This is a genomic window from Collimonas sp. GW821-FHT02H07 (assembly GCF_059421505.1).
In genome coordinates this window covers 187,093-209,703 of the sequence record NZ_JBWKVC010000011.1, presented here as the reverse complement: position 1 = coordinate 209,703, position 22,611 = coordinate 187,093, and the positions used below count along the sequence as shown (strand labels likewise).

The window sequence follows — 22,611 nt, the reverse complement described above, 5'->3', positions numbered from 1 at the left end:
GAAGCCATTGGCAACTGGCTTCCATTCTTCATCCTGCACGATACTTCCCTGCGCTCAGAAAGCGATGCGTCCCTGCACGTACACCGTGCGCGGCGCGCCCACCAGCTTGCCGATATTCGAATCGGTGGTGCGGGTGAAATAGCGCTTGTCGGCAAGGTTGTTGACGCCGGCCAGCAGCTCGGTTCCCTTCAGCCCCGGCACCTTCCAGCTGGCTTGCGCATTCCAGGTGCGGAAACCGGGAATCTCGCCGTTGCCGCCGTTCGCGCTTTCGGCAATAGTGTTGGCGTTATCGGCAAACTGCCGGCTTTGATGCGTGGTCGACAAATCGAAACCCCAGGCGCCGACAGCGTAACGGGCGCCGATGGTGTCGGTATTGCGCGAGTAGAACGGCACGTCGAGGCCGGCGGTCGGGCCGGATTTCTGCAGCGCGCGGGTGTAGGTGTAGTTGGCGTAGAGATTCAGGCCGGCCAGCGCGCCCGCCTTGTCGAAGGCATAGTCGATCGCCGTCTCGATGCCGTCATGGCGGGTGGCGCCGATATTCTGGAACACCGCCGGCGAGCTGCCTGCCACTTGCTGGATCTGGTTGTCGAAGCGGATGTCGAAAGCGGTGATCTCCGCCGACAGCTGGCGGCTCTTCCAGCGCGCGCCGATTTCGGCGGTCTTGGCCACTTCCGGCACCAGCGGGTTGCCGGCGATCGCCGCATTCAGCTGGGTATTCTGGACCGGGCCGAAGGAAGTGCTGTAATTGCTGAACAGCGTCAGGTTCTGGTTCAGCAGATAAGCCACGCTGAGCGACGGCAAGGCCTTGTTGTTCGCCACCGGGAATACCGGACCGTTGAGGACGTCGGTGCGGGTCGAACGGATATGCTCATAGCGGACGCCGGGCGTAATGCGCCAGTCGCCCAGCGCAATCTTGTCGTCGATGTAGACCGCATGGGCGCCGGTGAAATTATCGAAAGAACTGGATGGCGGCGCGGCGGTGCCGGTTGCTACCGATGTGTTGTACACCAGATCATTGCCGGTTTCGCGGATATAGCGGTAGCCGACCGTGACATCGTTGATGCTGCCGCCAAGGTTGAAACGTTGCGTATAGCGTGGCTCGATTCCCAGCGTCTGGTAAGTGCGCGGCTGATGGCCGAGGACTTTGCCGCTGATCAGCGTGCTCTGGCGGAAACTCTCGTTGTAGTAGGTGCGGATCTCGAATTCCTGAGTATCGGAAATCGTATTCAGGTAGCCGATGTCGGCGCCCTTGCGGGTGCCGCTCCAGAAATCGGTGGGCCGGGTGTTCTGGAAAGGATTGGCGGCATACTGCGCCGCAGTCAGGCCGCCCGGCGTCTGCGAGCGCACGTCGTAGTAGGACAGCTTGCCGTAGATCTCCGAACTCGGGCTCAGCTGGTAGCGGTATTTCAAGGCGAAATCGTTGACTGTCTCGCCGCTGTCGGCGCGCCAGCCGGAGCCGTCGACGCCGGAATACAATACCGCCAGGCCGAGGCCGTTATCGAGCTGGCTGCCGACGAAGGCGCTGTACTGGCGGCTGGCGCCGCCGGCCTCGGTGGCGTTATTGGTGCGCACGGTGGCGTCGCCGTTGAAGCCCGGCTCGGTCGGCATCGAGCGAGTCTTGAAATTGATGATGCCGCCGACGTTCTGCGGGCCGAAGCGGACCGAGCCGGCGCCGCGCACGACGTCGATAGACTCGATGTTGTTGAGGCTGACCGGCGCAAACGACAGCTGCGGCTGGCCATACGGCGCGACCGCCAGCGGGATGCCGTCGAGCAGCACGGTGGAACGTGGCGAGAAACGTCCTGCCAGGCCGCGCACGCCGATATTCAGCGAAACGGAGCTGCCGGCGGAACTGGAATTGTCGCTCACCTGTACGCCGGGAATGCGGCGCATGACGTCGCCGATGCTGGCGGCGCCGGAATTTTCGATATCTTCTTTCTTGACCACCGTGCGCGCGCCGGGATAGCGCTTGACGCTGTTTTGCAGGCCGCTGCCGAGCCAGTCGCCGCTGACCTGGATCGACTCCAGCGCATGCTCTTCAGCCGCAGCGGCCTGCATGTCAGCCTGTTGCGCATGCAGCGTCGCCGGCAAGGCCAGCACTGCCAGCGCCAGGGTGACGGCGGCGGAGCACTTCAAGCGCGGGATGTTCAGAGTCTGGGGAAGTTCGAGGGCGGCCATGCGGTTTATTCTCCTGATACGCGTCATGTTCGCACTGGCTGTTCTATTGCTACGCGACATGGTCGGGAACGGAAGATACTGGCTGGCGCTGGGTTTGCAAAGGTCGAAACAATAATGATTCTCATTATATGTGTCAATGCAAACCCGGGAAATGTTGTTTTTCAGTTTCGCCGATGCCGCTCGTTACCGGACGGCATCGGCAGTACGGCTGCATTGCAAATAGCTGCCGCAACCCCTATGATCTGAACGTATCGGAACGGCATGCAGCCATCTGCGCGACCTAAGGAAACTTCATCCAGGGGGAAACGGAAAATGAAAACCATATTGGCGCTAGCCGCAGTGCTGCTGATGAACGCAGCCCCTTCTTTCGCCGCCGAGCCGCAAGCAGAAATCATCAAGCAAGCCGAAACCGCAGCCAAGGCATGGATCGCGCTGACCGATGCCGGCAAATATGGCGAGAGCTGGGAACGCGCCGGCACGTTTTTCAAGACGGGCATTTCCAAGAACACCTGGGAAACCGGCGTGCGCTCGTTGCGGGCGCCGCTTGGCAGCGTCAAGGCGCGCGAACTCAAAAGCACGGAATATGCGACTACCCTGCCCGGCGCGCCTGACGGCGAATACGTGGTGATCCAGTACGAGACCCAGTTCGAAAACAAAAAGTCCGCGCTCGAAACGATCACGCCCATGCGTGAAAAGGATGGCAGCTGGAAAGTCTCAGGCTATTTCATCCGCTGACGGCGAGAGCAGCCGCAGGCGAAAAACAGAGAGTGAAAAAAGGAGTATAAAAGCAGGGATATCAGCAGGAGTACAGGCGCGGCGTAAAGCGCAAGCAGCAACCGAGGCGCGGGCTGGGGTGATGTAACCCCAGGATCCGAAAGCCACCTTGTGAGGGCCTCGAAATCTCTAAAAACAGGGCGCCTTGTGGGCAAATCTGGACATAACCAGAAATCTTCAACTCCGCCGGCGGCAAAACTGGCAGCACATCGACTGGCAGCACATCGGCCGAAGCAATCATCGAACCGCGGCTCAATCAAAAAATCCATATGACAAACGTTGATTGCTGTGGTGCACAACAACATTTCAGTGCACACAGTGTTACAAGAATGGAATATCATGTCCACTCACAAATTCGTATGTGCCATAGCTGTTTGTTATAGCGGTTGCTGCCGCTGTCTCCGACGGTTTTTGTTGCAGCGCTTATTGCCTAACGGGGCCTTAGCAGCTCCATGCACTCACGAGACCGCACTCTTGCATTGACACCACATCATGATTCGTTTCCGCCAAATCGAAGCTTTCCGTTCACTGATGATCTCCGGCACCAGCGTCTCCGCCGCCCGCCGCATGCACGTCACCCAGCCCGCCATCAGCCGCCTGATCGCCGACCTCGAAGCCGATCTCGGCTTCCGCCTGTTCAACCGCGCCAAGGGCCGGCTGGAACCGACCAATGCCGGCGTGCGCTTCTACAAGGCGGTGGAGGAAAACTTCCTGGGCCTGGAGCGGCTGATGCAAGTGGCCGGCAACATCCGCCATGAAGCGCCGGAAGGCTTGACCATCGCCTGCCTGCCGGTGCTGTCCACCACCCTGCTGCCGGAAGTGCTGCAACGCTTCTTCAAGCAGCATCCGGATGTCTCGGTCAAGATCGACAGCTGCACCGTGCCGGAAATCCTGGTCAGCCTGCAGGATCTCAAGGTCGACATGGCGCTCAGCCTGGCGTTCCCGCCGTTCGCCGGCATCGAGGTCGAACCGATCATGGAAGCGACCGTGCTGTGCGCGATGCTGGCCACCCATCCCCTGGCGCAAAAGGACATCATCCTGCCGGAAGACCTGGACGGCGAAAACGTCATCGGCTGGATGCCCAACAGCGCGCAATCCTACGACCGCGAACTGTCGACCCTCAAGGCCGCCGCCATCCGCCCCAACTACACGATCCAGACGCACACCTCGCACACACGCTATGCGATGGTGGCCAACGGTTTCGGCGTCGCCATCGTGGAACCGTTCGCAGCCAAGATCTGGCGCCCGCACGGCGTCGTCACGCGACCCTTCAAGGCCGACATCACCTACAAGTACGTGCTGGCCTACCCGAGCGGCGGCATCCGCTCCGAGCTTGCCCACGATCTGCGCGAAGCTGCGCTGCACGTGGCAAAGAACTATTCCTTCGGCCTGTAACAGCCAGCTTGGCATCTAGACCCAAAAAGGCTGCAACCGGGCTTTTCGGCGCGCTTCACACATGAAGCTAACTAGGGTCGGGGTGTAGTTCTGCGCGCTTTTTGCAGAAACTTCACTCTGACCCCAGATGACTCCTGACCCCAGATGATTCTGTCAGCGCAATGCCGCGTTGATCAAATGCGATTCCATGGGCGCGGGAACGGCGCAACAATCAAGTCTTGGGCAAGACGATGGTCGCCACCAGGCCGCCGCCGGGGTGGTTGCGCAATAACAGTTCGCCGCCGTGCGCCTGCACGATATTGCGGGCAATCCCCAGCCCCAGCCCCATGCCGCCGGCATTCTGGTCGCGCCCGTGCTCCAGCCGGGTGTAGGGATCGAACAGGCTCAGCAAGGCTTCTTCCGGCACGCCGGGGCCATGGTCGCGGATCTGGATCTGGATATTGGCGCCGGACTCATTGATCAGGCTGGCCACCGAGATTTCCACCTTGTGGCCGTAATGCAGGGCATTGTCGAACAGGTTGCCGATAGCGCGCTTGAGCGCCAGCGGCTTGGCCATCACGGTCAGCCCGGATTCGCTAAACGCCACCTCGTGCCCCGCCATGCGGGCATCGCGGATCATGCGCAAGATCAGGGCGTCGAGCCGCACTTCGGTGCGGTTCTCATGGATGTCGCTATCCTTGACCGACTGCAAGGCGCCCTTGACCATCATGTCGAGCTCGTCCAGGTCCTCGTGAAATTCGCCGCGCAACTCTTCGTCGTCCAGCAGTTCGGTGCGCAGCTTCAATCGCGTGATCGGGGTCCGCAAATCATGCGAGATCGAAACGAACAGCCGCTCGCGGTCATCCAGGTAGCGTTTGATGCGTTCGCGCATGGCGCGGAAAGCGCGCGCTGTCTTGATGAATTCGCGGCTGCCGGTTTCCGGCAGTTCCGGCGGCGCCTCGCCCTTGCCGAAGGCGTCGGCGGCATCCGACAGCGCCGCCAGCGGCCGCGTGGTCCAGCGCACCACCAGGATGGACAGCAGCAGCACGGTCGCCAGCGACACGCCTTGCAGCAGCAGGCGTTCGGCCGACAGGGGGTTATCGCTATCGAGGAAATACGGATTGGGCATCAGGGCTGCCAGATACAGCCAGTTGCCGGGCTCGAGCTCAGTCTGGATCACCAGCACCGGCGCCGGATTGGGCTTGATCAGCAAGGTATGCTGCACCCAGCTGTCCGGCAGGTCCGCCACCTTCAGGCCGTCGGTGGATACCATCAGGTCGTCGGGCCAGGCAAACGCCAGGCGAAAACCGGGCAGGAACGGCAAGTCGGTTTTCAGGGTCGCGCCGATCTCGCCCAGCGCCATGTCGGCCAGCGGGTTGTCGGCGATCTTGCGAATGGTGATCGGGCCGTCGTTGGTGTTGACGAAAAAGCGCGTGCCGCCCATTTCGCGCAGCTGCTGGATCAGGATAGGCCGGTAATTGGCCGGCAGGCTCATGAAGAAACGGATGGCGCTGGCGGCGCTGTGGGCCAGGTGCTGGGACGCGGTCCTGGTTTCGACCTCAGCCTTGCTGCGCAGCTGCGCCGACCAGATCAGGCCGCCGGCCAGCTGCGTCACCAGCACGCCGAACACCATCACCACCGACAGCCGGCCCAGCAGCGTATGCGGCAACAGCCAGGACAGCAGCCGGTTGTAGCCGGCCGACCAGGTCGCTCGCGACATGGCTTCAGCTATGCGCGGCCGCCACGTCGGCCGAGAATACATAGCCGACGCCGCGCACGGTCTTGATCAGGTGCGGATCCTTGCCGCCGTCGTTGAGGCGCAGGCGCAATTTGCTGATCTGCACATCCAGCGAACGGTCCAGCGGACCGACATCGCGGCCGCGGGTTTCCTCGCACAGGACGCCGCGGTCGAGCACGTCGCCCGGATGCTCGACAAAATACTTCAGCAACTGGTAATCGAGGCCGGTCAGCGCCACCAGCTGGCCTTCCGGGTCGCTCAGGGTGCGCTCCACCGTATCCAGGGTGAAGCCGACGAAACGGTAGTAGCGCGGCGCCACCGCGCTGTCGATGCCGCTGCGGCGGTGGATGGCCTTGATGCGCGCCAGCAGCTCGCGCGGGCTGTAGGGCTTGGCGATGTAGTCATCGGCGCCCAGCTCCAGGCCGACCACGCGGTCGGTCTCGTCGGAACTGGCGGTGAGCATGATGATCGGCACATTCGACTTGCGCCGCACCGTCTTGCACAGGGCGAAGCCGTCGGTATCCGGCAGCATCACGTCCAGGATCACCAGCGACAGTTCTTCCGCGTAGCGCTGGAACTCGGCCAGGAAGGCTTCGCCGTTATGCGCCAGGCGCACTTCGTACTGGTTCTTTTCCAGGTAGGCTTTCAGCAGCGTCCGGGTCTTCTGGTCATCGTCGACTATGAGTATCTTGCGCATTATTCCAACTTTCCTGTTTTCGTCACGGTCCGCGCAATGCTGGCGAGCTTGCGCTGGACATCGCTCTCGGACATCTTGTCGTCGATGAAGTAACGATGCACTTCGGCGACGATGGCGTCCTTGGCGGTTTCGTCGGCGGCCATGCGGTGCACCAGGCTCGGCGCCTGATAGGCGCTGCCCTTGCTGAACGCGGCCCATGAGGCGCGCGCGCAGCTGTCCATCTTCGACAGATCCGGCGCACGCCACACCGGGATCGCGCCCTTGACCTGATTGTATGCGGTTTGCACCGGCGGCGACATGATGATCTGCGCCAGCTTTTCCTGCGCTGGCTGGTGCGAATAGTCGCCGGCGAACATGGCCAGGGTATCGACACTATACAGATGGTAGTCGGCGGTGCCCGGCACTGTGCTGCAGGCAAAGTCCTGGTCGGTGTTCAGGCCCCAGGCCAGCAGCTCGCCCTTGGCCCAGTCGCCCATCACGAACATGGCGGCCTCGCCGCTGGCCAGCTGGCGCGTCATCTCGGGCCAGGGCCGCTCCCTGAGCGGCGCCGGCATCCATTCCTTGAGCGCGCGCAAGCGTTTCAGCGCATGGGTCATGCGCTGATCGCCAAAGGCCAGCGGATTGAGATCGACGAACAGCGAGCGGTAATAGGCCGGACCGCTTTCCGCCAGCACCAGCGTCTCGAACAAGGTGGCGACCTGCCAGGCTTCGCTGCTTTGCGCCAGCGGCGTGATGCCGGCTTGCCTGAGCCTGTCGGCGACGCGGCTGAAATCGGCCCAGGTCTTCGGTGGCGTTAAATTCAGGCGATCGAAGATCTTCTTGTTGTAGAACAGGTTGTTGATGCGATGAATTCCCAGCGGCGCGGCCACCACATGGCCGCGGTTGAGCACCAGCGACCAGACGGTAGGGAACAGCAGCTTTTGCCAGTTGCCGGGCGTGGCGACATCGTCCAGCTCCAGCAGCAGGCCGAGATCGGCCCACTCGCCGAACACGACGCCGTTGAGCTGGGTCGCTTCCGGCGCTTTGCCGGCCAGCACCATGCTCTTGAGCACCTTGCTGGCGCCGAGGCCGGCGCCGCCGGGAATGGCGGCGTCGCGCCACTGGATGTTTTCTTCCGCCAGCTTGCCGGCGATGACGTCAACCGCCTTGCGCTCGCCAGCCGAGGTCCACCAGTGCAGCACCTGCAAGGAAGCCGGCGGCTGGCTGGCATTGACGGCAGGCGCCAGGCTGGCTGCGCCTGCCGCGCCGATCGTGCCGATCGTGCCGTTAAGCAGAAGGCCAAACGCCAGCAGCGCCAACCTGCTGCGATATGCTGTCAGCCACCTTCCCCTGTCATCCTTGCATCGCCCCGAGCGCTGTTCAAGGAGTCGCTTATCAATCATGTGTGCCTTGTTGATATTTTTATGAACTGCATACAAACACTAGCCTGGTCTCCCCACAACGCGTGTGACTATAGCGCAAGTCCTGCACGCAACGTTAGCGCTCTTCTCGTTTTGTAAAGAAACGTAAATTTTCGTAAAGTTATCTTTTCAACCAGCATCGCCTTCACGCAAGTATTCTGGATAATTGCCGTATGAGAGCATAAAATTTCATAGCCCATACTGTAAAGATATGTAATCGCCAAAAGCTGCCCACTCCGCCTTTTATCAATAAAATCAATAGATTACGCAAATCGTGCAGCCGATTAATGCGAAAGATGGCGGCACAATTTTTATGGTGCTAATGTCTGTTCGCGGCGGTTTGCTCTGCATGGAGGGCCGCAAAATCCAATCCGATAAAAATCCAAGAGGAGACTTAGATGCAAACGGTCAACCGAATTCGCACCATCCGCAACGCCGTACTGATCGCCCTGGCGGCCTGCGGCACGGCACAAGCCGGCACGCTGACCATCGAAAGCTGGCGCGTCGACGACAAGACCCTGTGGGAAACCGTGCTGATCCCGGCTTTCCAGAAAAAAAATCCGGGCATCGAAGTCAAATTTGCCCCTACCGCACCGACCGAATACGATTCCAGCCTCTCCGCGCGGCTGGCCGGCGGCACTGCCGGCGACCTGATCGCCTGCCGTCCGTTCGACGTCTCGCTGTCCCTGTACAAGAAGGGCAACCTGGAAAAGCTGGACGGCAAGCCAGGCATGGAACACTTCCCTGCTTCCGCCAAGACCGCCTGGCAGAGCGACGACGGCAAAGACACTTTCTGCATGCCGATCGCTTCCGTGATCCACGGCTTCCTGTACAACCAGAAGATTTTCAAAGACCTGAACCTGCAACCGCCCAAGACCGAAGCTGAATTCTTCAAGGTGCTCGACACCATCAAGAGCAACGGCAAATACGCGCCGCTGGCGCTGGGCACCAACGACCAGTGGGAATCCAGCCAGATCATCTTTACCGGCATCGGTCCTAACTACTGGAAGGGCGAAGAAGGCCGCAAGGCGCTGATCGCCGGCAAGGAAAAATTCACCGATCCTAACTTCGTCAACGCTTTCGAATACGAAGCCAAGCTCGGCAAGTACCTGTCCAAGGGCGCCAGCTCGCAAACCTATGGCGACAGCCAGAACCAGTTCGCCCTGGGCAAGGCAGCGATCTATCCTGCCGGCTCCTGGGATATCGCCTATTTCAACGACAACTCCAAGATCTCGATGGGCGCCTTCCCGCCGCCGGTGCCCAAGGCCGGCGACAAGTGCTATATCTCGGATCACAACGATATCGGCATGGGCGTCAACAAGAAGTCCAAGAACAAGGAAGATGCGTACAAGTTCCTGGCCTGGCTCGGCTCGCAAGAGTTTGCCGACATCTACACCAACAAGGTCACCGGCTTCTTCTCGCTGTCGGATCACCTGATCTCGGTCAAGGATCCGGTCGCCAAGCAGATGATCGACTGGCGCAAGTCCTGCTCCTCGACGATCCGCCTGAATGCACAGATCCTGAACCGCGGCGAACCGAGCATGGAAAACCAGCTGTGGAACGTCAATGCGCAAGTGCTGAACGGCAAACTGGCGCCTAAGGAAGCTGCAGCGCAGATACAGACCGGTTTCGCCAAATGGTACAAGCCGCAGCAATAAGCCTTTATTGCACTAATGCTATCGTCTGGCAATGGATGGGATTAAGACAGCCCCATCCTTTGCCGACAAGCCAGCTAGCGTAGCGCTTCGCCAGAAACACTACTCAAGAAGTACTACACTAGCATCCAAGGCTCGCTACGAAGGTGAGCCCGTGAAGAACGGCATCCGTATACAAGAATAAGCCGCCATCACGTTCGTATTTCAGAGTTCGCTCAGCGGGGCCGGAGTCGTCTTCACGTTCTTCCCCGTGAGATTGCTGCGCCTGCGGGTGAACTTGCATTCAAAGAAAACCAGAATGAATCTTCAAAAAAAGACCTTTCCCTGGCACATCGTGGTGTTCCTGGCGCCTGCGGTCATCATCTATTCCATGTTCAGCGCCCTGCCTTTGCTGGACACCCTGCGCCTCGGCTTCTATACCAGCAACGATGCCGGCGTCCACAGCTTCGTCGGCCTCGCCAATTACCACACCATCCTGTTCGATTCGGACTGGTCCAAGGCGTTCTGGAACGCCATGCTGAACAACCTGAAATTCTTCGCCATCCACATGCTGCTGCAGAATCCGATCGGCTTGCTGCTCGCCACCCTCTTCAGCCTCAAGGGGCTGCGCGGCGCGCGCACTTACCGTACCCTGATTTTCCTGCCTACCCTGCTGTCGGTGGTGATCATCGGCTTTATCTGGCAGCTGATCCTGTCGCCCTTGTGGGGCGTCGGCGAAGGCTTGATGCAGCACATCGGCCTGGGCGACTACTTTGCCCCTTGGCTGGGCCAGGAAAGCAGCGCCCTGCTGACGCTCGGCCTGGTCTCGGTCTGGCAATACGTCGGCATCCCGATGATGCTGATCTATGCGGCGCTGCTGGCGGTGCCGGAAGAAGTGCTGGAAGCCGCCTACGCGGAAGGCGCCAGCTCGTTCCGCATCTTCTGGCAGATCAAGCTGCCGCTGATCCTGCCGACCCTGGGCCTGGTGACGATCCTGACCTTCGTCGCCAATTTCAATGCCTTCGACCTGATCTATTCGGTCAAGGGCGCGCTGGCCGGACCGAATTACAGCACCGACATCCTGGGCACTTTCTTCTACCGCACCTTCTTCGGCTACCAGGCGCAGATCGGCAGCCCGACCATGGGCGCGGCGGTCGCCACCCTGATGTTCCTGGTGATCCTGCTCGGCGTCGCCGGCTATTTCTATCTTGTGCAGCGCAAGCTGACACGCTACGAACTGTAACGAGGACTGATCATGACATCCATCTCCTCGCTCTCTTCCGCCGCGGCTTCCACTGCGGCGCCGGTGGTTGCGCGCAGCCGCTTTGCCAACCTGGGCCGCATCTGGGTCCACGTGGTGCTGTGCGCCTATGCCGTGATCGCGCTGTTCCCGATCGCACTGATCCTGATCAATTCGGTCAAGTCGCGCGACGCCATCTTCGACAACCCGCTGGCGTTCCCGACGCCGGATTCGTTCTCGCTGATCGGCTTTGAAAAGGTGCTGCACAACACCAACTTCATGCTCTACTTCGGCAACAGCCTGGTGGTCACGCTCGGCTCGCTGGTCCTCATCGTGCTGTTCGGCGCCATGGCCGGCTGGGCGCTGTCGGAGTACAAGTTCCGCGGCAACCGCCTGATGGCGCTCTACCTGGCGCTCGGCATCATGATCCCGATCCGGCTCGGCACCGTCTCCATCCTGCAGCTGGTGGTGAGCCTCGACCTGATCAACACCCGGACCGCGCTGATCCTGGTCTACACCGCGCAGGGCTTGCCGCTGGCGGTGATGATCCTGTCCGAGTTCATCCGCCAGATCCCCAAGGAACTGAAGGATGCGGCGCGCTGCGACGGCGTCGGCGAATTCAAGATCTTCTTCCAGATCATCCTGCCGCTGATCCGCCCGGCCATCGCTACGGTGGCGGTGTTCACCATGATCCCGGCCTGGAACGATCTCTGGTTCCCGCTGATCCTGGCGCCTTCGGATGAAACCAAGACCGTGACGCTCGGCGTGCAGCAGTTCATCGGCCAGTATGTGACCGACTGGAATTCTGTGCTGGCGGCGCTCTCGCTGGCCGTGATCCCGATCCTGATCATGTACGTCATCTTCTCCCGGCAACTGATACGCGGCCTCACTTCCGGCGCGGTCAAGTAACAGACAAAGCAGACAAAGCAGAAACGAGACCTCCAATGGCAAATGTAAGCGTCAAGCAACTCACCAAATCCTACGACGGCAAGCAGAACGTGCTGGCCGACCTCAACCTGGAAATCAAGGACGGCGAATTCGTCGTGCTGGTCGGCCCTTCCGGCTGCGGCAAATCAACCCTGCTGCGCATGCTGTGCGGCCTGGAATCGATCACCAGCGGCGAGCTGTCGATCGGCGACCGCGTGGTCAACCACCTGCCGCCGGCCGAACGCGGCATCGCCATGGTGTTCCAGAGCTACGCCTTGTATCCGCATATGACGGTGTACAAGAACATGGCTTTCGGCCTGAAGATCGCCGGCGCCGACAAGGCCGCCATCGACCAGCGCATCCGCCACGCCGCCGGCATCCTGAAAATCGACCATCTGCTAGACCGCCTACCGCGCGAGCTCTCCGGCGGCCAGCGCCAGCGCGTCGCCATCGGCCGCGCCATCGTGCGCAAGCCGAAACTGTTCCTGTTCGACGAGCCGCTGTCCAACCTGGATGCCGCCCTGCGGGTGCAGACCCGGCTGGAAATCGCCAAGCTGCACAAGCAGCTGGAAGCCACCATCGTCTACGTCACCCACGACCAGGTCGAAGCCATGACCCTGGGCGACAAAATCGTGGTGATGAACGACGGCTTCATCCAGCAGGCCGGCTCGCCGCTGGAGCTGTACCAGCGTCCGAAAAACCTGTTTGTCGCGACCTTTATCGGCTCGCCGAAAATGAACCTGTTCACTGGCGCCGTCAGCGCTGTGGAGGCCGACTGCCTGCGCATCAAGCTCGGCAACGGCCAGGAAATCCGCGCCGACGTCGCCGCCGGCACAGCCAGGGCCGGCGATGCGGTCACAGTTGGCCTGCGCCCTGAACATATCCTGGAAAACGCGCATAGTGGTGAAGTATTCAACGGCAAGGTCAGCATCGTCGAGCACCTGGGCGAAGCCAACTTCATCTATGTCACCCTGCAGGACGGCCAGGACCTGCTGGTGCGCGGCGACGGCAACAATCCGGTGCATATCGGCGACAGCGTCACCCTGTCGGCGCCGAGCAACGCGTTTCACGTGTTCGATGCCGAGGGCCTGGCCCTGGAAAGACTGAAACCGGGAAATATGATTTCATCCAAACAATAGAAATAGAAATAGAAATGGATGAATAAATGGATACACTATGCGCCTTCAAAAAGGCGTGGGAGTTGAGTTGAAAACAGCATTCGAATATCTGATCGGGGTCGACGGCGGCGGCACCAAGACCGTAGTCCGGGTGGAACGCCCGGACGGCAGCCATGTCGCCGACGGCAGCAGCGGACCATCGGCCCTGATGCATGGCACCAGCAAGTCCTGGTGCGCCATCGTCACGGCGCTGGACAACGCCTTCCTGGCGGCCGGCATCGCGCGGCCGCCGTATGCGGCGATCGCCGCCGGCTGCGGCCTGTCGGGCATCAATAATCCACAATGGGCGAACCAGTTCACCGAGCAGAATCCGGGCTTCGGCGCGCTGGCCATCGGCACCGACGCCTTCACCACCCTGCTGGGCGCCCACCTGGGCCAGCCCGGCGTGGTGGTGGCGATCGGCACCGGCAGCGTCGGCGAAGTCTTGCTGGCCGACGGCAGCCGCCGTGAAGTCGGCGGCTGGGGCTTCCAGACCGGCGACGAAGCCAGCGGCGGCTGGATAGGCCTGCGCGCCGCCAACCACGTCGAACGGGCGCTGGACGGCCGTGCCGCAGCCGGACCGCTGGCCAAGGCCATCGTCCGCTTCTGCGGCGGCGCCGACGACTTCAGCAACAGCCAGAACCGGGAACGGGTGATCGCCTGGGTCAACAGCGCCAACCAAAGCATCTTCGCGCAGCTGGCGCCGCTGGTGGTGGCCCATGCCGGCGAGGACCAGGCAGCGCAGACCATCTTGCGCAAGGCCGGCGTCGAAATCGACCAGATCGCGCTGGCGCTGGACCCGTCGCAACAGCTGCCGATCGCGCTGTGCGGCGGCCTGGCCGCGCCGCTCCAGGCCTATCTGCCGGAACCATTGAAATCGCGCGCAATCACGCCGCGCGCAGGCGCCGCGGCTGGCGCACTGCTGCTGCTGCGCCGTCAACTCGCCACCGTCGCCGCCGAACCTGCAGGAGAACAAGCATGAATACCACCAGCAACCTGACGCAACTGCATGGCAATGTCCTGACCACCGAGGGCTGGGTCGCCGGCAGCATCGGCTTCAGCGACATGATCGCCGAGATCAGCGGCGAGGCGCTGGAACAGCCGCCGGAGCAAGGCGACTATATCCTGCCCGGCTTTATCGACCTGCACGTGCATGGCGGCGGCGGCAAGGACATCATGGAGGCCGGCGACGCCGTCCATGTGGTCTCGCGCCTGCACGCCCAGCACGGCACCACCAGCATGCTGGCCACCACCATGACGGCGCCGCTGGAAGAGCTGGAAGCAGCGCTGGGCGCGATCGGCAAGGCTTGCCGCGGCCGCCGCGCCGGCAGCGCGCGGGTGCTGGGGGCGCATCTGGAAGGCCCCTACATCAATCCGGGCAAGCTCGGCGCCCAGCCTGACTTCGCAATTGCAGCCACGGTCGAGCAGATCGACTGGCTGCGCAGCTTCGCGCCCTTGAAGCTGATCACCATCGCACCGGAAATCAACGGCCACATGGCGCTGGTCAAGACGCTGTCGAAACTGGGCATGCGGGTGCAGATCGGCCATACCCTGGGTACTTATGAAGACGGCGTCGCCGCCCTCAAAAACGGCGCCGCCGGCTTCACCCACCTGTTCAATGCGATGAGCTCATTCCATCACCGGCAGCCGGGCATGGCCGGCGCCGCCCTGGCGCATGCCGAATATGCCGAGCTGATCCCGGACCTGCTGCACGTCCACCCGGGCGCCATCAAGACCGCGCTGCGGGCGATCCCGCGCCTGTTCTGCGTCACCGATTCGACCGCCGCCTCCGGCATGCCGGACGGCGACTACATGCTGGGCCGCCAAGTGGTGCACAAATGCCTGGGCGGCGTGCGGCTGGACAACGGCACCCTGGCCGGCAGCACGCTGACCATGGACCAGGCGCTGCGCAACCTGGTGTCGCTGGGACTGGAAATCGCCGAAGCCTCGCTGCGGGTCTCCACCTATCCGGCCGACTACCTCGGCATGCAAGAACGCGGGCGCCTGAAAGAAGGCTGTTTCGCCGACATCCTGGTGCTCGACCGCCAGCTCAAACTCAAAGCCGTCTATGTAGAAGGAGAAAGAATTGACCTCGTTGATGCTTAAAGAAGCCCGCTCGGCGGCAGAACATGTCGCCTTGCAGCTCAGCTGCGACCGCGAGCGCTATGCCGAACTCGGCCAGCGCCTGCGCGCATCGCCGCCGTCCAGCATCCTGACCGTGGCGCGCGGCAGCTCCGACCATGCCGCCAATTACTGCGCCTACCTGATCATGGCGCGCCTGGGCCGCATCGTCGCTTCGCTGCCGCTGTCGCTGGTGACGCTCAACAAGGCGCCGCTGATCGCCCGCGATGCGCTCGCCATTGCGATTTCACAATCGGGCCAGAGCCCGGACGTGATCGAACCTGTCCGTTATTTCCGCGACAGCGGCGCCGCTACGGTGGCGCTGGTAAATGACGCCGCATCGCCGCTGGCCGACGCTGCCGAATGGGCGCTGCCGCTGCATGCCGGCGCCGAACTGAGCGTGGCCGCCACCAAGAGTTTTATCACCAGCCTGGTCGCTGCCGCCCGCCTGACTGCGCACTGGCAAGACGACGCCGCCTTCCTGGCCGCCATCGAAGCCCTGCCGCAAGCCTTGAGCGCCGCCACCCAGCTTGACTGGAGCCCGGCCATCGAGGTGCTGGCGCCCTCCTCCCGCATCATGGTGGTCGGCCGCGGCATCAGCTTGCCGCTGGCGCTGGAATCGGCATTGAAATTCAAGGAAACCTCGGCGATCCAGGCGGAAGCCTTCAGCGGCGCCGAAATCAAGCACGGCCCGATGGCCCTGATCGATGAAGGCTATCCGCTGCTGATCTTCGCCACCCGCGGACCGACCCAGGCCGGCTTGCTCAAGCTGGCCGACGAAATGCGCGGCCGCGGCGCCAAGGTGCTGCTGGCGGCGCCGGACGATGTGGCAGCGCGCGACCTGACTTTGCCTGTGGCCGCTACGCCGGACCTCGATCCGATCGTGGCGATCCAAGCCTTCTATGTGATGGCGGCTCAATTGTCGGTAGCACGCGGCATGGATCCCGACCAGCCGCGGCATTTGAGCAAAGTGACGAAGACGCAGTAAATCTTGCAGCCGTTTTTGTCGCGCCGGACACGCCGCTAAATAGGGTCAGAGTGAACTTTCTGCGCGCCTTTTGCAGAAACTTCACTCCGCCCCACTTAGCGGGCTACGGAGTGCGTGCCGCGGTGTCAGAAAAAATCCGGTCAACACGCTCCATCTCTCTCCGAATCCGTCATGTGGGGTCAGAGTCGAGTTTCGCGATAAAGCGCCGCGAAAGTCGACTCTGACCCCAGATGACTCCTCCCGGGCTCGCGCCTTGACAAAACCATGACCTGGTTTTCGTCGCGCCTGATGCATGCAGCTAACTGGGGTCGGAGTGAACTTTCTGCGCGCTTTTTGCAGAAACTTCACTCCGACCCCAGATGACTCCGCGCCTTAAAACACGTGCCGCATCCCCATGCGCAGCAAGCCCTGCGCGCTATTACTCGACGGCGCGAACGAATTTCCGATGACGCCATTCACGCCGCGCGACGTCCGTCGGTAATCGGCAGATACATACAGATCGCTGCGCTTGGATAGATGGTAATCCAGCCCCAGCGACAGCTGATTCGCCTTGGTCCCTTCGAAATGCATGCGCTGGTAGCCCAGCGTGCCGTCCAGCGCCGCGCTGAGATGGTAGCGGCCGCCGACCTCGATCAGGCGCAGATCCGATGCCTGGCCATAGCCGCGGAACGCGATATCCGCAAAATTCGCCATGGCGGTCAGGTTCCCGATGTCATAGGCGGCGCCGATGGCGAAGATCTTCTGGCTGTCGATCGCCATGTTCTTGAACGGAACGCGCTCGCCGCTTTCGGCATCGATGACGAAGGTCGGCTGGCCGAGGAAATGGGTCAGGCCCAGGCTTGGATAAGGTCCGATCGCCTGGGTGCCGCGCGGCGTGTTCAGACGCATGTAGGCAACGCCGGCGGCAAACGGCCCGCGGGCATAATGGGCGCCGATATTCCAGGCCGTGCCGCTGCCGGCGCCTTCGCTGTCATTTTCGTCCGGATGCAGGCTCTTGTCGGCAAATGAATACAGCGCGCCGAAGGTCAGCCCGTTGAAATCGGCGCTGGCGAGCTTGACCGAACGCTGGATGGCGTTGCCGGCAATGCGGTCGAAATTCCCCTGGTGCGCAGCGTAGCCGCTGGCGCCGGCGCTGATGTTGAAGGGCGTGACATAGTCGTTGATCAGATCGTACTGGGTGCCGAAGGTCATTTGCCCGTAGCGGTTGGCAAAGCCGACCATGGCCACCCGGTCGAACATCGTACCCGGCGAAGACAAGGAACCGTCGTCCAGATTGAAGCTGCTTTCCAATTGGAACACGGCATTCAGCCCGCCCCCCAGGTCTTCCACTCCCTTCACGCCCCAGCGGTTCGGTTCCATCACGCCGGTATCCAGCTTGGCGTTGCGATGCCCGTTGTCATTATTGACGAAGGTGACGCCGGCATCCAGCACGCCATAAAACACGACGGAGCTTGGTGCGGCGGCTTTCTTTTCGCTGACCGGGATCTCGGTTTGCGCCTGGGCGACGGGAGAAAATGCCAATGCGCAGCTGCCGCCGATGATGCTCAATAAAATTTTCATAATGTATTCCGATAATGTGTTCCACAGTTTTCAGATGCCGCAAACCTGCTGCCGGAGGTACTGCGTCCGGCGGCGGCTTGCTGTTCAAACAGGTATCAATGCAGGTTCAGAACCACTGCCCGTAACGGCGGATGTAGATGGTCTTCACGGTTTGCGCCAGGATCATGTAGCCGACCATGGTGGCGACCAGCCAGTAGAAGTACGATGTATCCAGCGCGACGAAGCCGATCGATTGCGCCAGCGGCGAGAACGGCAGGTAGCAGCCGATCGCAATCGCGATGCCGGTCGACAGCAGCACCGGCAGCGCCGCCGTGCTTTGGAAGAACGGTACCTTGCGGGTGCGCAGCATGTGCACCACCAGCGTCTGCGACACCAGGCCTTCGATGAACCAGCCTGAATTCATGATGCTCTGACCGGCGCTGCCGCCATCCGCCGCATACATCGCGCCGGCGCCGAACACGGTCCACATCAGGATATAAGTGGTGATATCGAACACCGACGAAGTCGGGCCGATCCAGATCATGAAGCGCCGGATATTGCCGGCATCCCATTTGCGCGGCTTCTTGAGGAAGTCTTCATCCATCTTGTCCCAGGGCAGCATCATCTGCGAGATGTCATAGATCAGGTTCTGAATCAGCAGATGCACCGCCAGCATCGGCTCCCAAGGCAGCCAGGCGGAAGCCACCAGCACCGAAAACACATTGCCGAAATTGGAGCTGGCCGTCATGTTCAGGTACTTGAGGATATTGCCGAAGGTCTCGCGGCCTTTGACCACGCCTTCTTCCAGCACCATCAGGCTCTTTTCCAGCAAGATGATGTCGGCGGTTTCCTTGGCGATATCGGCGCCGGTATCGACCGAAATGCCGACGTCGGCGTCGCGCAGCGCCGGCGCGTCGTTGATGCCGTCGCCCAGGAAGCCGACGGTGTGGCCATTGGCCTGCAGCGCCTTGACCACGCGCGATTTCTGCAGCGGCGTCAGTTTGGCGAACACAGTGGTGTACTTGACCGCCTCGTTCAGCTGCTGCTCGGACATGGCCTCGATTTCCTGGCCGGCCAGCGGCGTGCCGGGATCGAGGCCGACGTCGCGGCAGACCTTGAGCGTGACGATGGCGTTATCGCCGGTCAGCACCTTGACGGCTACACCGTATTCCTGCAGGGCGCGGATGGCCGGCGCCGCTGAATCCTTGGGGGGATCGAAGAAAGTGAGGAAGCCGCGCACCACCAGTTGCGCTTCGTCTTCGGTCTTGTACTGCGCCTTGGCGTGGGCGGGGTCGATCTGGCGCGTGGCGACGATCAATACGCGATAGCCCTCCTCATTGTATTCGCGCGCCTGTTCCAGCAGCGCGGTACGGGCTTTGGCATCCAGCACGCCTATCGCATTGCCCTGTTGCGTATGGCTGCATACCGCCAGCATTTCTTCGACGGCGCCTTTCGACACCATCAGCTGCGCACCGCCCTGGTCCTCGACGATCACCGACAAACGGCGGCGCACGAAGTCGAAGGGCATTTCATCGATCTTGCTGTATTGCAGCAGCTTGGCGGCCGGACCGCGCTCGTCGGCATGGCTGACGATGGCGATATCCATCAGGTTCTTTTGCCCGCTCTGGTGAAAACTGTTCAGCCACGCCAGCTGCAGGATGCTTTCATCCTTGTTGCCGCTGATGTCGAGATGGCGTTCCAGGATGATCTTGTCCTGCGTCAGGGTGCCGGTCTTGTCGGTGCACAGCACATCCATGGCGCCGAAGTTCTGCACCGAGTTGAGGCGCTTCACCACCACCTTGCGGCGCGCCATCGCCATCGCTCCTTTGGCCAGGTTGGCCGAGACGATCATCGGCAGCATTTCCGGCGTCAGCCCGACCGCCACCGCCAGCGCGAAGGTCAGGGCCGACATCCAGTCGCCCTTGGTGACGCCGTTGATCATGAAGACGATGGGAACCATCACCAGCATGAAGCGGATCAGCAGCCAGGAAACACTGCTGACGCCGCGGTCGAAACTGGTTTCGATACGCTTGTGGCTAACCACATTCTTGGCCAGCGAACCGAAATAGGTATTGGCGCCGGTGGCCACCACCACCGCAGTGGCGGTGCCGCTGACGACATTGGTCCCCATGAAGCAGATATCGGACAGATCGAGCAGGTCGGCCTGGCTGTCTGCCGCAAGATTGGCGTCGGCGGATTTCTGCGCCACCGCACCCAGCGTGTCGTATTTTTCCACCGGCAGCGCTTCCCCGGTCAGCACAGCCTGGCTGATGAACAAGTCGCGCGAGGTGAACAGGCGGATATCGGCCGGGATCATATCGCCGGCCTGCAGGCTGACGATATCGCCCACCACCAGTTCGCGCATCGGAATTTCCTGGCGCTGGGGATTGGCGGCGTCATTGGTCCGGCGCAGCACGGTGGCGGTGGTGCGCACCATCGATTTCAGCCGTTCGGCAGCCTTGTTCGAACGGTATTCCTGGAAGAAGCGCAGCAGGCTGCTGATGGTCACCATCGTCACCAGGATGATCACGCCCTTCCAGCTGCGCTCGTCCGGCTCGGCCAGGTGGACATCGAGGATATAGCTGATGGTAGCCAATATCAGCAGCACGATCACGAAGGGATTCTTGAAAGACAGGGCCAACTGCAGCAGGGCGTGCGGCGCCTTGTCGTGCGCTACTTCATTGGGTCCGGAGCGCTGCAGGCGTTCGGCGGCGTCATCGTTGAACAAGCCGAAAGGCGAGGTTTTGGTGCGGTTGAAGGTCGATTGAATCGGCTTGCCGGACTCTTCGACGACGCGCATCGAGATTTTCTGTTCCGGCGCAGAGGATCCGGAAATGAACCCTTTCTGCTTCTGCTTGGGCTTGCCCGCTTTGGTCTTGGGTGTCTGGTGCATGTGATTTTCCTGTGCCGCATGGACGGCACGGGAAAATCCTGTCTTTATTCAGACAATACGATCCCCTGCCGCGCCACGGCTAAGCGTGTTCGGTTGGTCAAAAATTTGGGACGAAGGTCGCCCGCTGTGGTTATCGCGCTGACTATCCAAGCGGGCGGCCTATCGCCACCTTCGCTGTCGTCTTCCATATGCTTCCTTGCATTGAAAAGTAGTTGAGTGGATGCCCCCGTAAAAACGGGAGCGGATTTTTACTGCGGCATGAAGAGGGGCGCCACGTGCGCATGCGGCCGGCTGTGCGCCGCCTGCGGCCACAACAGGTTCAGCAGAATGAACAGCCAGGCCAGCGCTGCCATCAGCGCCAGCAGTACGGCGCTTCTTGCGCTCAAAAATTGATGATGCATGCCGATTCCTTAGCGGCCGCTTATCAGCGTGCCGTACATGCCATAGCTCTGGGCTGGCTGGCGCTGTTGCCGCGAGCCCACGTCACCGGAATGGCGTGCATGGCTGGCGGCCTGGGAAGAAGTCCAGCCGAAAGTCCAGCCCTTGGACGGCGTTCCTGCGATGCGCTGTTGCTGAGCGTTGATGAATGATTTGATAGTCATGATTGGCCTCGATAGACGTGTTTGCATAGCGGCTCTCCGGAGGAAGAACCGTGATCGAAGGCAGGGGCGGCGGACTAGAGCCGTTGACTATGCAACAGGCTGAAATTGGAAACGCTGTGCGCCCTGCTTGCGTATTAAAGATGTTTTACGTAAGCGGCAACTGGGGGGACAGTCCATGTCAACATTCCTTTATAAACGCGCTGGAGCGGCAGCAAAAGCAGCCGGCAGCTGGTGGGCGGACTGGACGAGCGATGGCGCTCATGCAGCGTGGGGCGGCAACGGCGTGCCAGGAAAAATCGACCATGCCAATCTCCTCGAACCGAGATCCGGTAACGCAAGGACGCGATCAGTCAGCGCGAACACAGCCGCAAACGCGGGGCGCGAAGAATCTCGTCGCTGCACGGCAGAAACGACGGAATAGCCGGAACAAACGGATTAAATGACTGGATGGGGATGTAAAGTGCGGTCTTGCTGATCGCATCTACAACTCGGCGTGCGCAGAGTCGTAGCGGAGGGAGGTCTGCTACTGCTATGCGTGCTGTGCCGGGCTGATCGCCCATCCACTTCTACTATTAGAACCAGAGTCCACAGAGGACCTCCATATAATGCAATGCCCGAAGTTTATCGATGAAAGAATAGCCATGTCAAGCACAAATCCAGCTATTTCCAAAATCGCCCGCTGCCTGAAACATGGCTCCGGCTGTGGCAATCCAGCCCATGGCACTAAAAATCCGACAGTCGGATAAACTGTGCGGCTGTACTCCACTTTCGAAACCATCATGCAAAACATCCAAGCTGTAGAACTGGCCAAAGCCTATCGCCTGCTGAACCACGGCCCTACCACCATCGTCACCAGCGCCCATGCAGGCGCCAGCAATGTGATGGCGGCGGCGTGGGCCATGGCGCTGGATTTCGATCCGCCCAAAGTGCTGGTGGTGATCGACAAAAGTACGCTCACGCGTGAACTGGTGGAAGCCTCGGGCGAGTTTGCGCTGAACATTCCTACCCGCGCGCAGGCCGAACAGACATTGGCGGTAGGCTCCAGCTCAGGGCGCGACGGCGACAAGTTCGCGGCGCTGGATATTGCGACTTTTCCATCGCAGAAAATCGGCGCGCCGCTGATGTCCGGCTGCCTGGCGTGGCTGGAATGCAAGATCATTCCGGAGCCGCATAATCAGCAGCGCTACGACCTGTTCATCGCCGAGGTGGTGGCCGCCTGGGCCGATGCCGCGGCGTTCTCGGAAGGCCGCTGGCACTTCCCCAGCGAAGACCGGCATTCCGTGCACTACCTGTCCGGCGGCGCCTTCTTCGCCACCGGCGAAGCGTTCAACGTGCAGCTGAAGCCGTAG

18 protein-coding genes are annotated in these 22,611 nt (G+C 61.4%); 10 read left to right on the top strand and 8 right to left on the bottom strand.

The features are described 5' to 3' along the window. Positions 1-54 precede the first annotated feature (54 nt). Positions 55-2,178, bottom strand: coding sequence for a TonB-dependent receptor family protein (locus tag AC07V8_RS18005; protein ID WP_494680356.1), 2,124 nt, complete (start codon positions 2,176-2,178; stop codon positions 55-57). A 312-nt stretch (positions 2,179-2,490) separates the two neighbouring features. Between AC07V8_RS18005 and AC07V8_RS18000 the strand changes: the two genes are divergently transcribed. Both AC07V8_RS18000 and AC07V8_RS17995 read left to right on the top strand, forming a co-directional pair. Beyond that, positions 2,491-2,913: a DUF4019 domain-containing protein gene (locus AC07V8_RS18000; RefSeq protein ID WP_494680357.1), complete on the top strand. Its 423-nt coding sequence runs from the start codon at positions 2,491-2,493 to the stop codon at positions 2,911-2,913. Between the two features lie 531 nt (positions 2,914-3,444). Continuing rightward, on the top strand, positions 3,445-4,347 hold the full coding sequence (locus AC07V8_RS17995) for a LysR substrate-binding domain-containing protein (protein ID WP_494680358.1): 903 nt from the start codon (positions 3,445-3,447) through the stop codon (positions 4,345-4,347). Positions 4,348-4,558: 211 nt separating this feature from the next. Here AC07V8_RS17995 and AC07V8_RS17990 read toward each other — a convergent pair whose 3' ends face one another. The 3 genes from AC07V8_RS17990 to AC07V8_RS17980 are packed head-to-tail and all read right to left on the bottom strand — an operon-like array spanning position 4,559 to position 8,143. Next, positions 4,559-6,046 (bottom strand): ATP-binding protein, encoded by a 1,488-nt coding sequence (locus AC07V8_RS17990; RefSeq protein WP_494680359.1) that lies wholly within the window; start codon positions 6,044-6,046, stop codon positions 4,559-4,561. A 4-nt stretch (positions 6,047-6,050) separates the two neighbouring features. Then, on the bottom strand, positions 6,051-6,764 hold the full coding sequence (locus AC07V8_RS17985; protein WP_329956562.1) for a response regulator transcription factor: 714 nt from the start codon (positions 6,762-6,764) through the stop codon (positions 6,051-6,053). Further along, positions 6,761-8,143 carry an ABC transporter substrate-binding protein gene (locus AC07V8_RS17980; RefSeq protein WP_494680360.1) on the bottom strand — a complete coding sequence of 461 codons (1,383 nt, stop codon included), beginning with the start codon at positions 8,141-8,143 and terminating at the stop codon, positions 6,761-6,763. The genes AC07V8_RS17985 and AC07V8_RS17980 overlap by 4 nt, the downstream gene beginning before the upstream one ends. Before the next feature lie 416 nt (positions 8,144-8,559). On the opposite strand from AC07V8_RS17980, the gene AC07V8_RS17975 reads away from it, so the two are divergent. From AC07V8_RS17975 to AC07V8_RS17945, 7 genes are all read left to right on the top strand, one after another. Beyond that, positions 8,560-9,819, top strand: coding sequence for an ABC transporter substrate-binding protein (locus AC07V8_RS17975; RefSeq protein WP_494680361.1), 1,260 nt, complete (start codon positions 8,560-8,562; stop codon positions 9,817-9,819). Between the two features lie 295 nt (positions 9,820-10,114). Continuing rightward, the gene (locus AC07V8_RS17970) at positions 10,115-11,038 is read left to right on the top strand and encodes a carbohydrate ABC transporter permease (protein ID WP_494680362.1); all 924 of its coding nucleotides are present in this window, start codon (positions 10,115-10,117) and stop codon (positions 11,036-11,038) included. A gap of 12 nt (positions 11,039-11,050) precedes the next feature. Continuing rightward, a complete protein-coding gene (locus AC07V8_RS17965; protein WP_494680363.1) occupies positions 11,051-11,944 on the top strand; it encodes a carbohydrate ABC transporter permease in 894 nt (297 codons plus the stop codon). Positions 11,945-11,979: 35 nt separating this feature from the next. Beyond that, a complete protein-coding gene (locus tag AC07V8_RS17960; RefSeq protein WP_494680364.1) occupies positions 11,980-13,101 on the top strand; it encodes an ABC transporter ATP-binding protein in 1,122 nt (373 codons plus the stop codon). Between the two features lie 37 nt (positions 13,102-13,138). Beyond that, positions 13,139-14,101, top strand: a complete 963-nt coding sequence (locus AC07V8_RS17955) for a glucosamine kinase nucleotide-binding domain-containing protein (RefSeq protein WP_494680365.1) — start codon at positions 13,139-13,141, stop codon at positions 14,099-14,101. Further along, complete coding sequence (gene nagA, locus AC07V8_RS17950) at positions 14,098-15,225, top strand: N-acetylglucosamine-6-phosphate deacetylase (protein ID WP_494680366.1); 1,128 nt, start codon at positions 14,098-14,100, stop codon at positions 15,223-15,225. Before AC07V8_RS17955 ends, nagA begins: the two co-directional genes overlap by 4 nt. Further along, entirely contained in the window at positions 15,206-16,228 is a 1,023-nt protein-coding gene (locus tag AC07V8_RS17945; RefSeq protein ID WP_494680367.1) for an SIS domain-containing protein, read from the top strand. Before nagA ends, AC07V8_RS17945 begins: the two co-directional genes overlap by 20 nt. A 372-nt stretch (positions 16,229-16,600) precedes the next feature. Here AC07V8_RS17945 and AC07V8_RS17940 read toward each other — a convergent pair whose 3' ends face one another. The 4 genes from AC07V8_RS17940 to AC07V8_RS17925 form a co-directional block, all read right to left on the bottom strand. Next, a complete protein-coding gene (locus tag AC07V8_RS17940; protein WP_494680368.1) occupies positions 16,601-17,788 on the bottom strand; it encodes a porin in 1,188 nt (395 codons plus the stop codon). 106 nt (positions 17,789-17,894) lie between these two features. Beyond that, a complete protein-coding gene (gene mgtA, locus AC07V8_RS17935; protein ID WP_494680369.1) occupies positions 17,895-20,660 on the bottom strand; it encodes a magnesium-translocating P-type ATPase in 2,766 nt (921 codons plus the stop codon). A 248-nt stretch (positions 20,661-20,908) separates the two neighbouring features. Continuing rightward, on the bottom strand, positions 20,909-21,061 hold the full coding sequence (locus AC07V8_RS17930; RefSeq protein ID WP_494680370.1) for a hypothetical protein: 153 nt from the start codon (positions 21,059-21,061) through the stop codon (positions 20,909-20,911). Positions 21,062-21,070: 9 nt separating this feature from the next. Beyond that, entirely contained in the window at positions 21,071-21,262 is a 192-nt protein-coding gene (locus AC07V8_RS17925; protein WP_494680371.1) for a hypothetical protein, read from the bottom strand. Positions 21,263-22,041: 779 nt separating this feature from the next. Here AC07V8_RS17925 and AC07V8_RS17920 point away from each other — a divergent pair. After that, a complete protein-coding gene (locus tag AC07V8_RS17920; RefSeq protein ID WP_494680372.1) occupies positions 22,042-22,611 on the top strand; it encodes a flavin reductase family protein in 570 nt (189 codons plus the stop codon).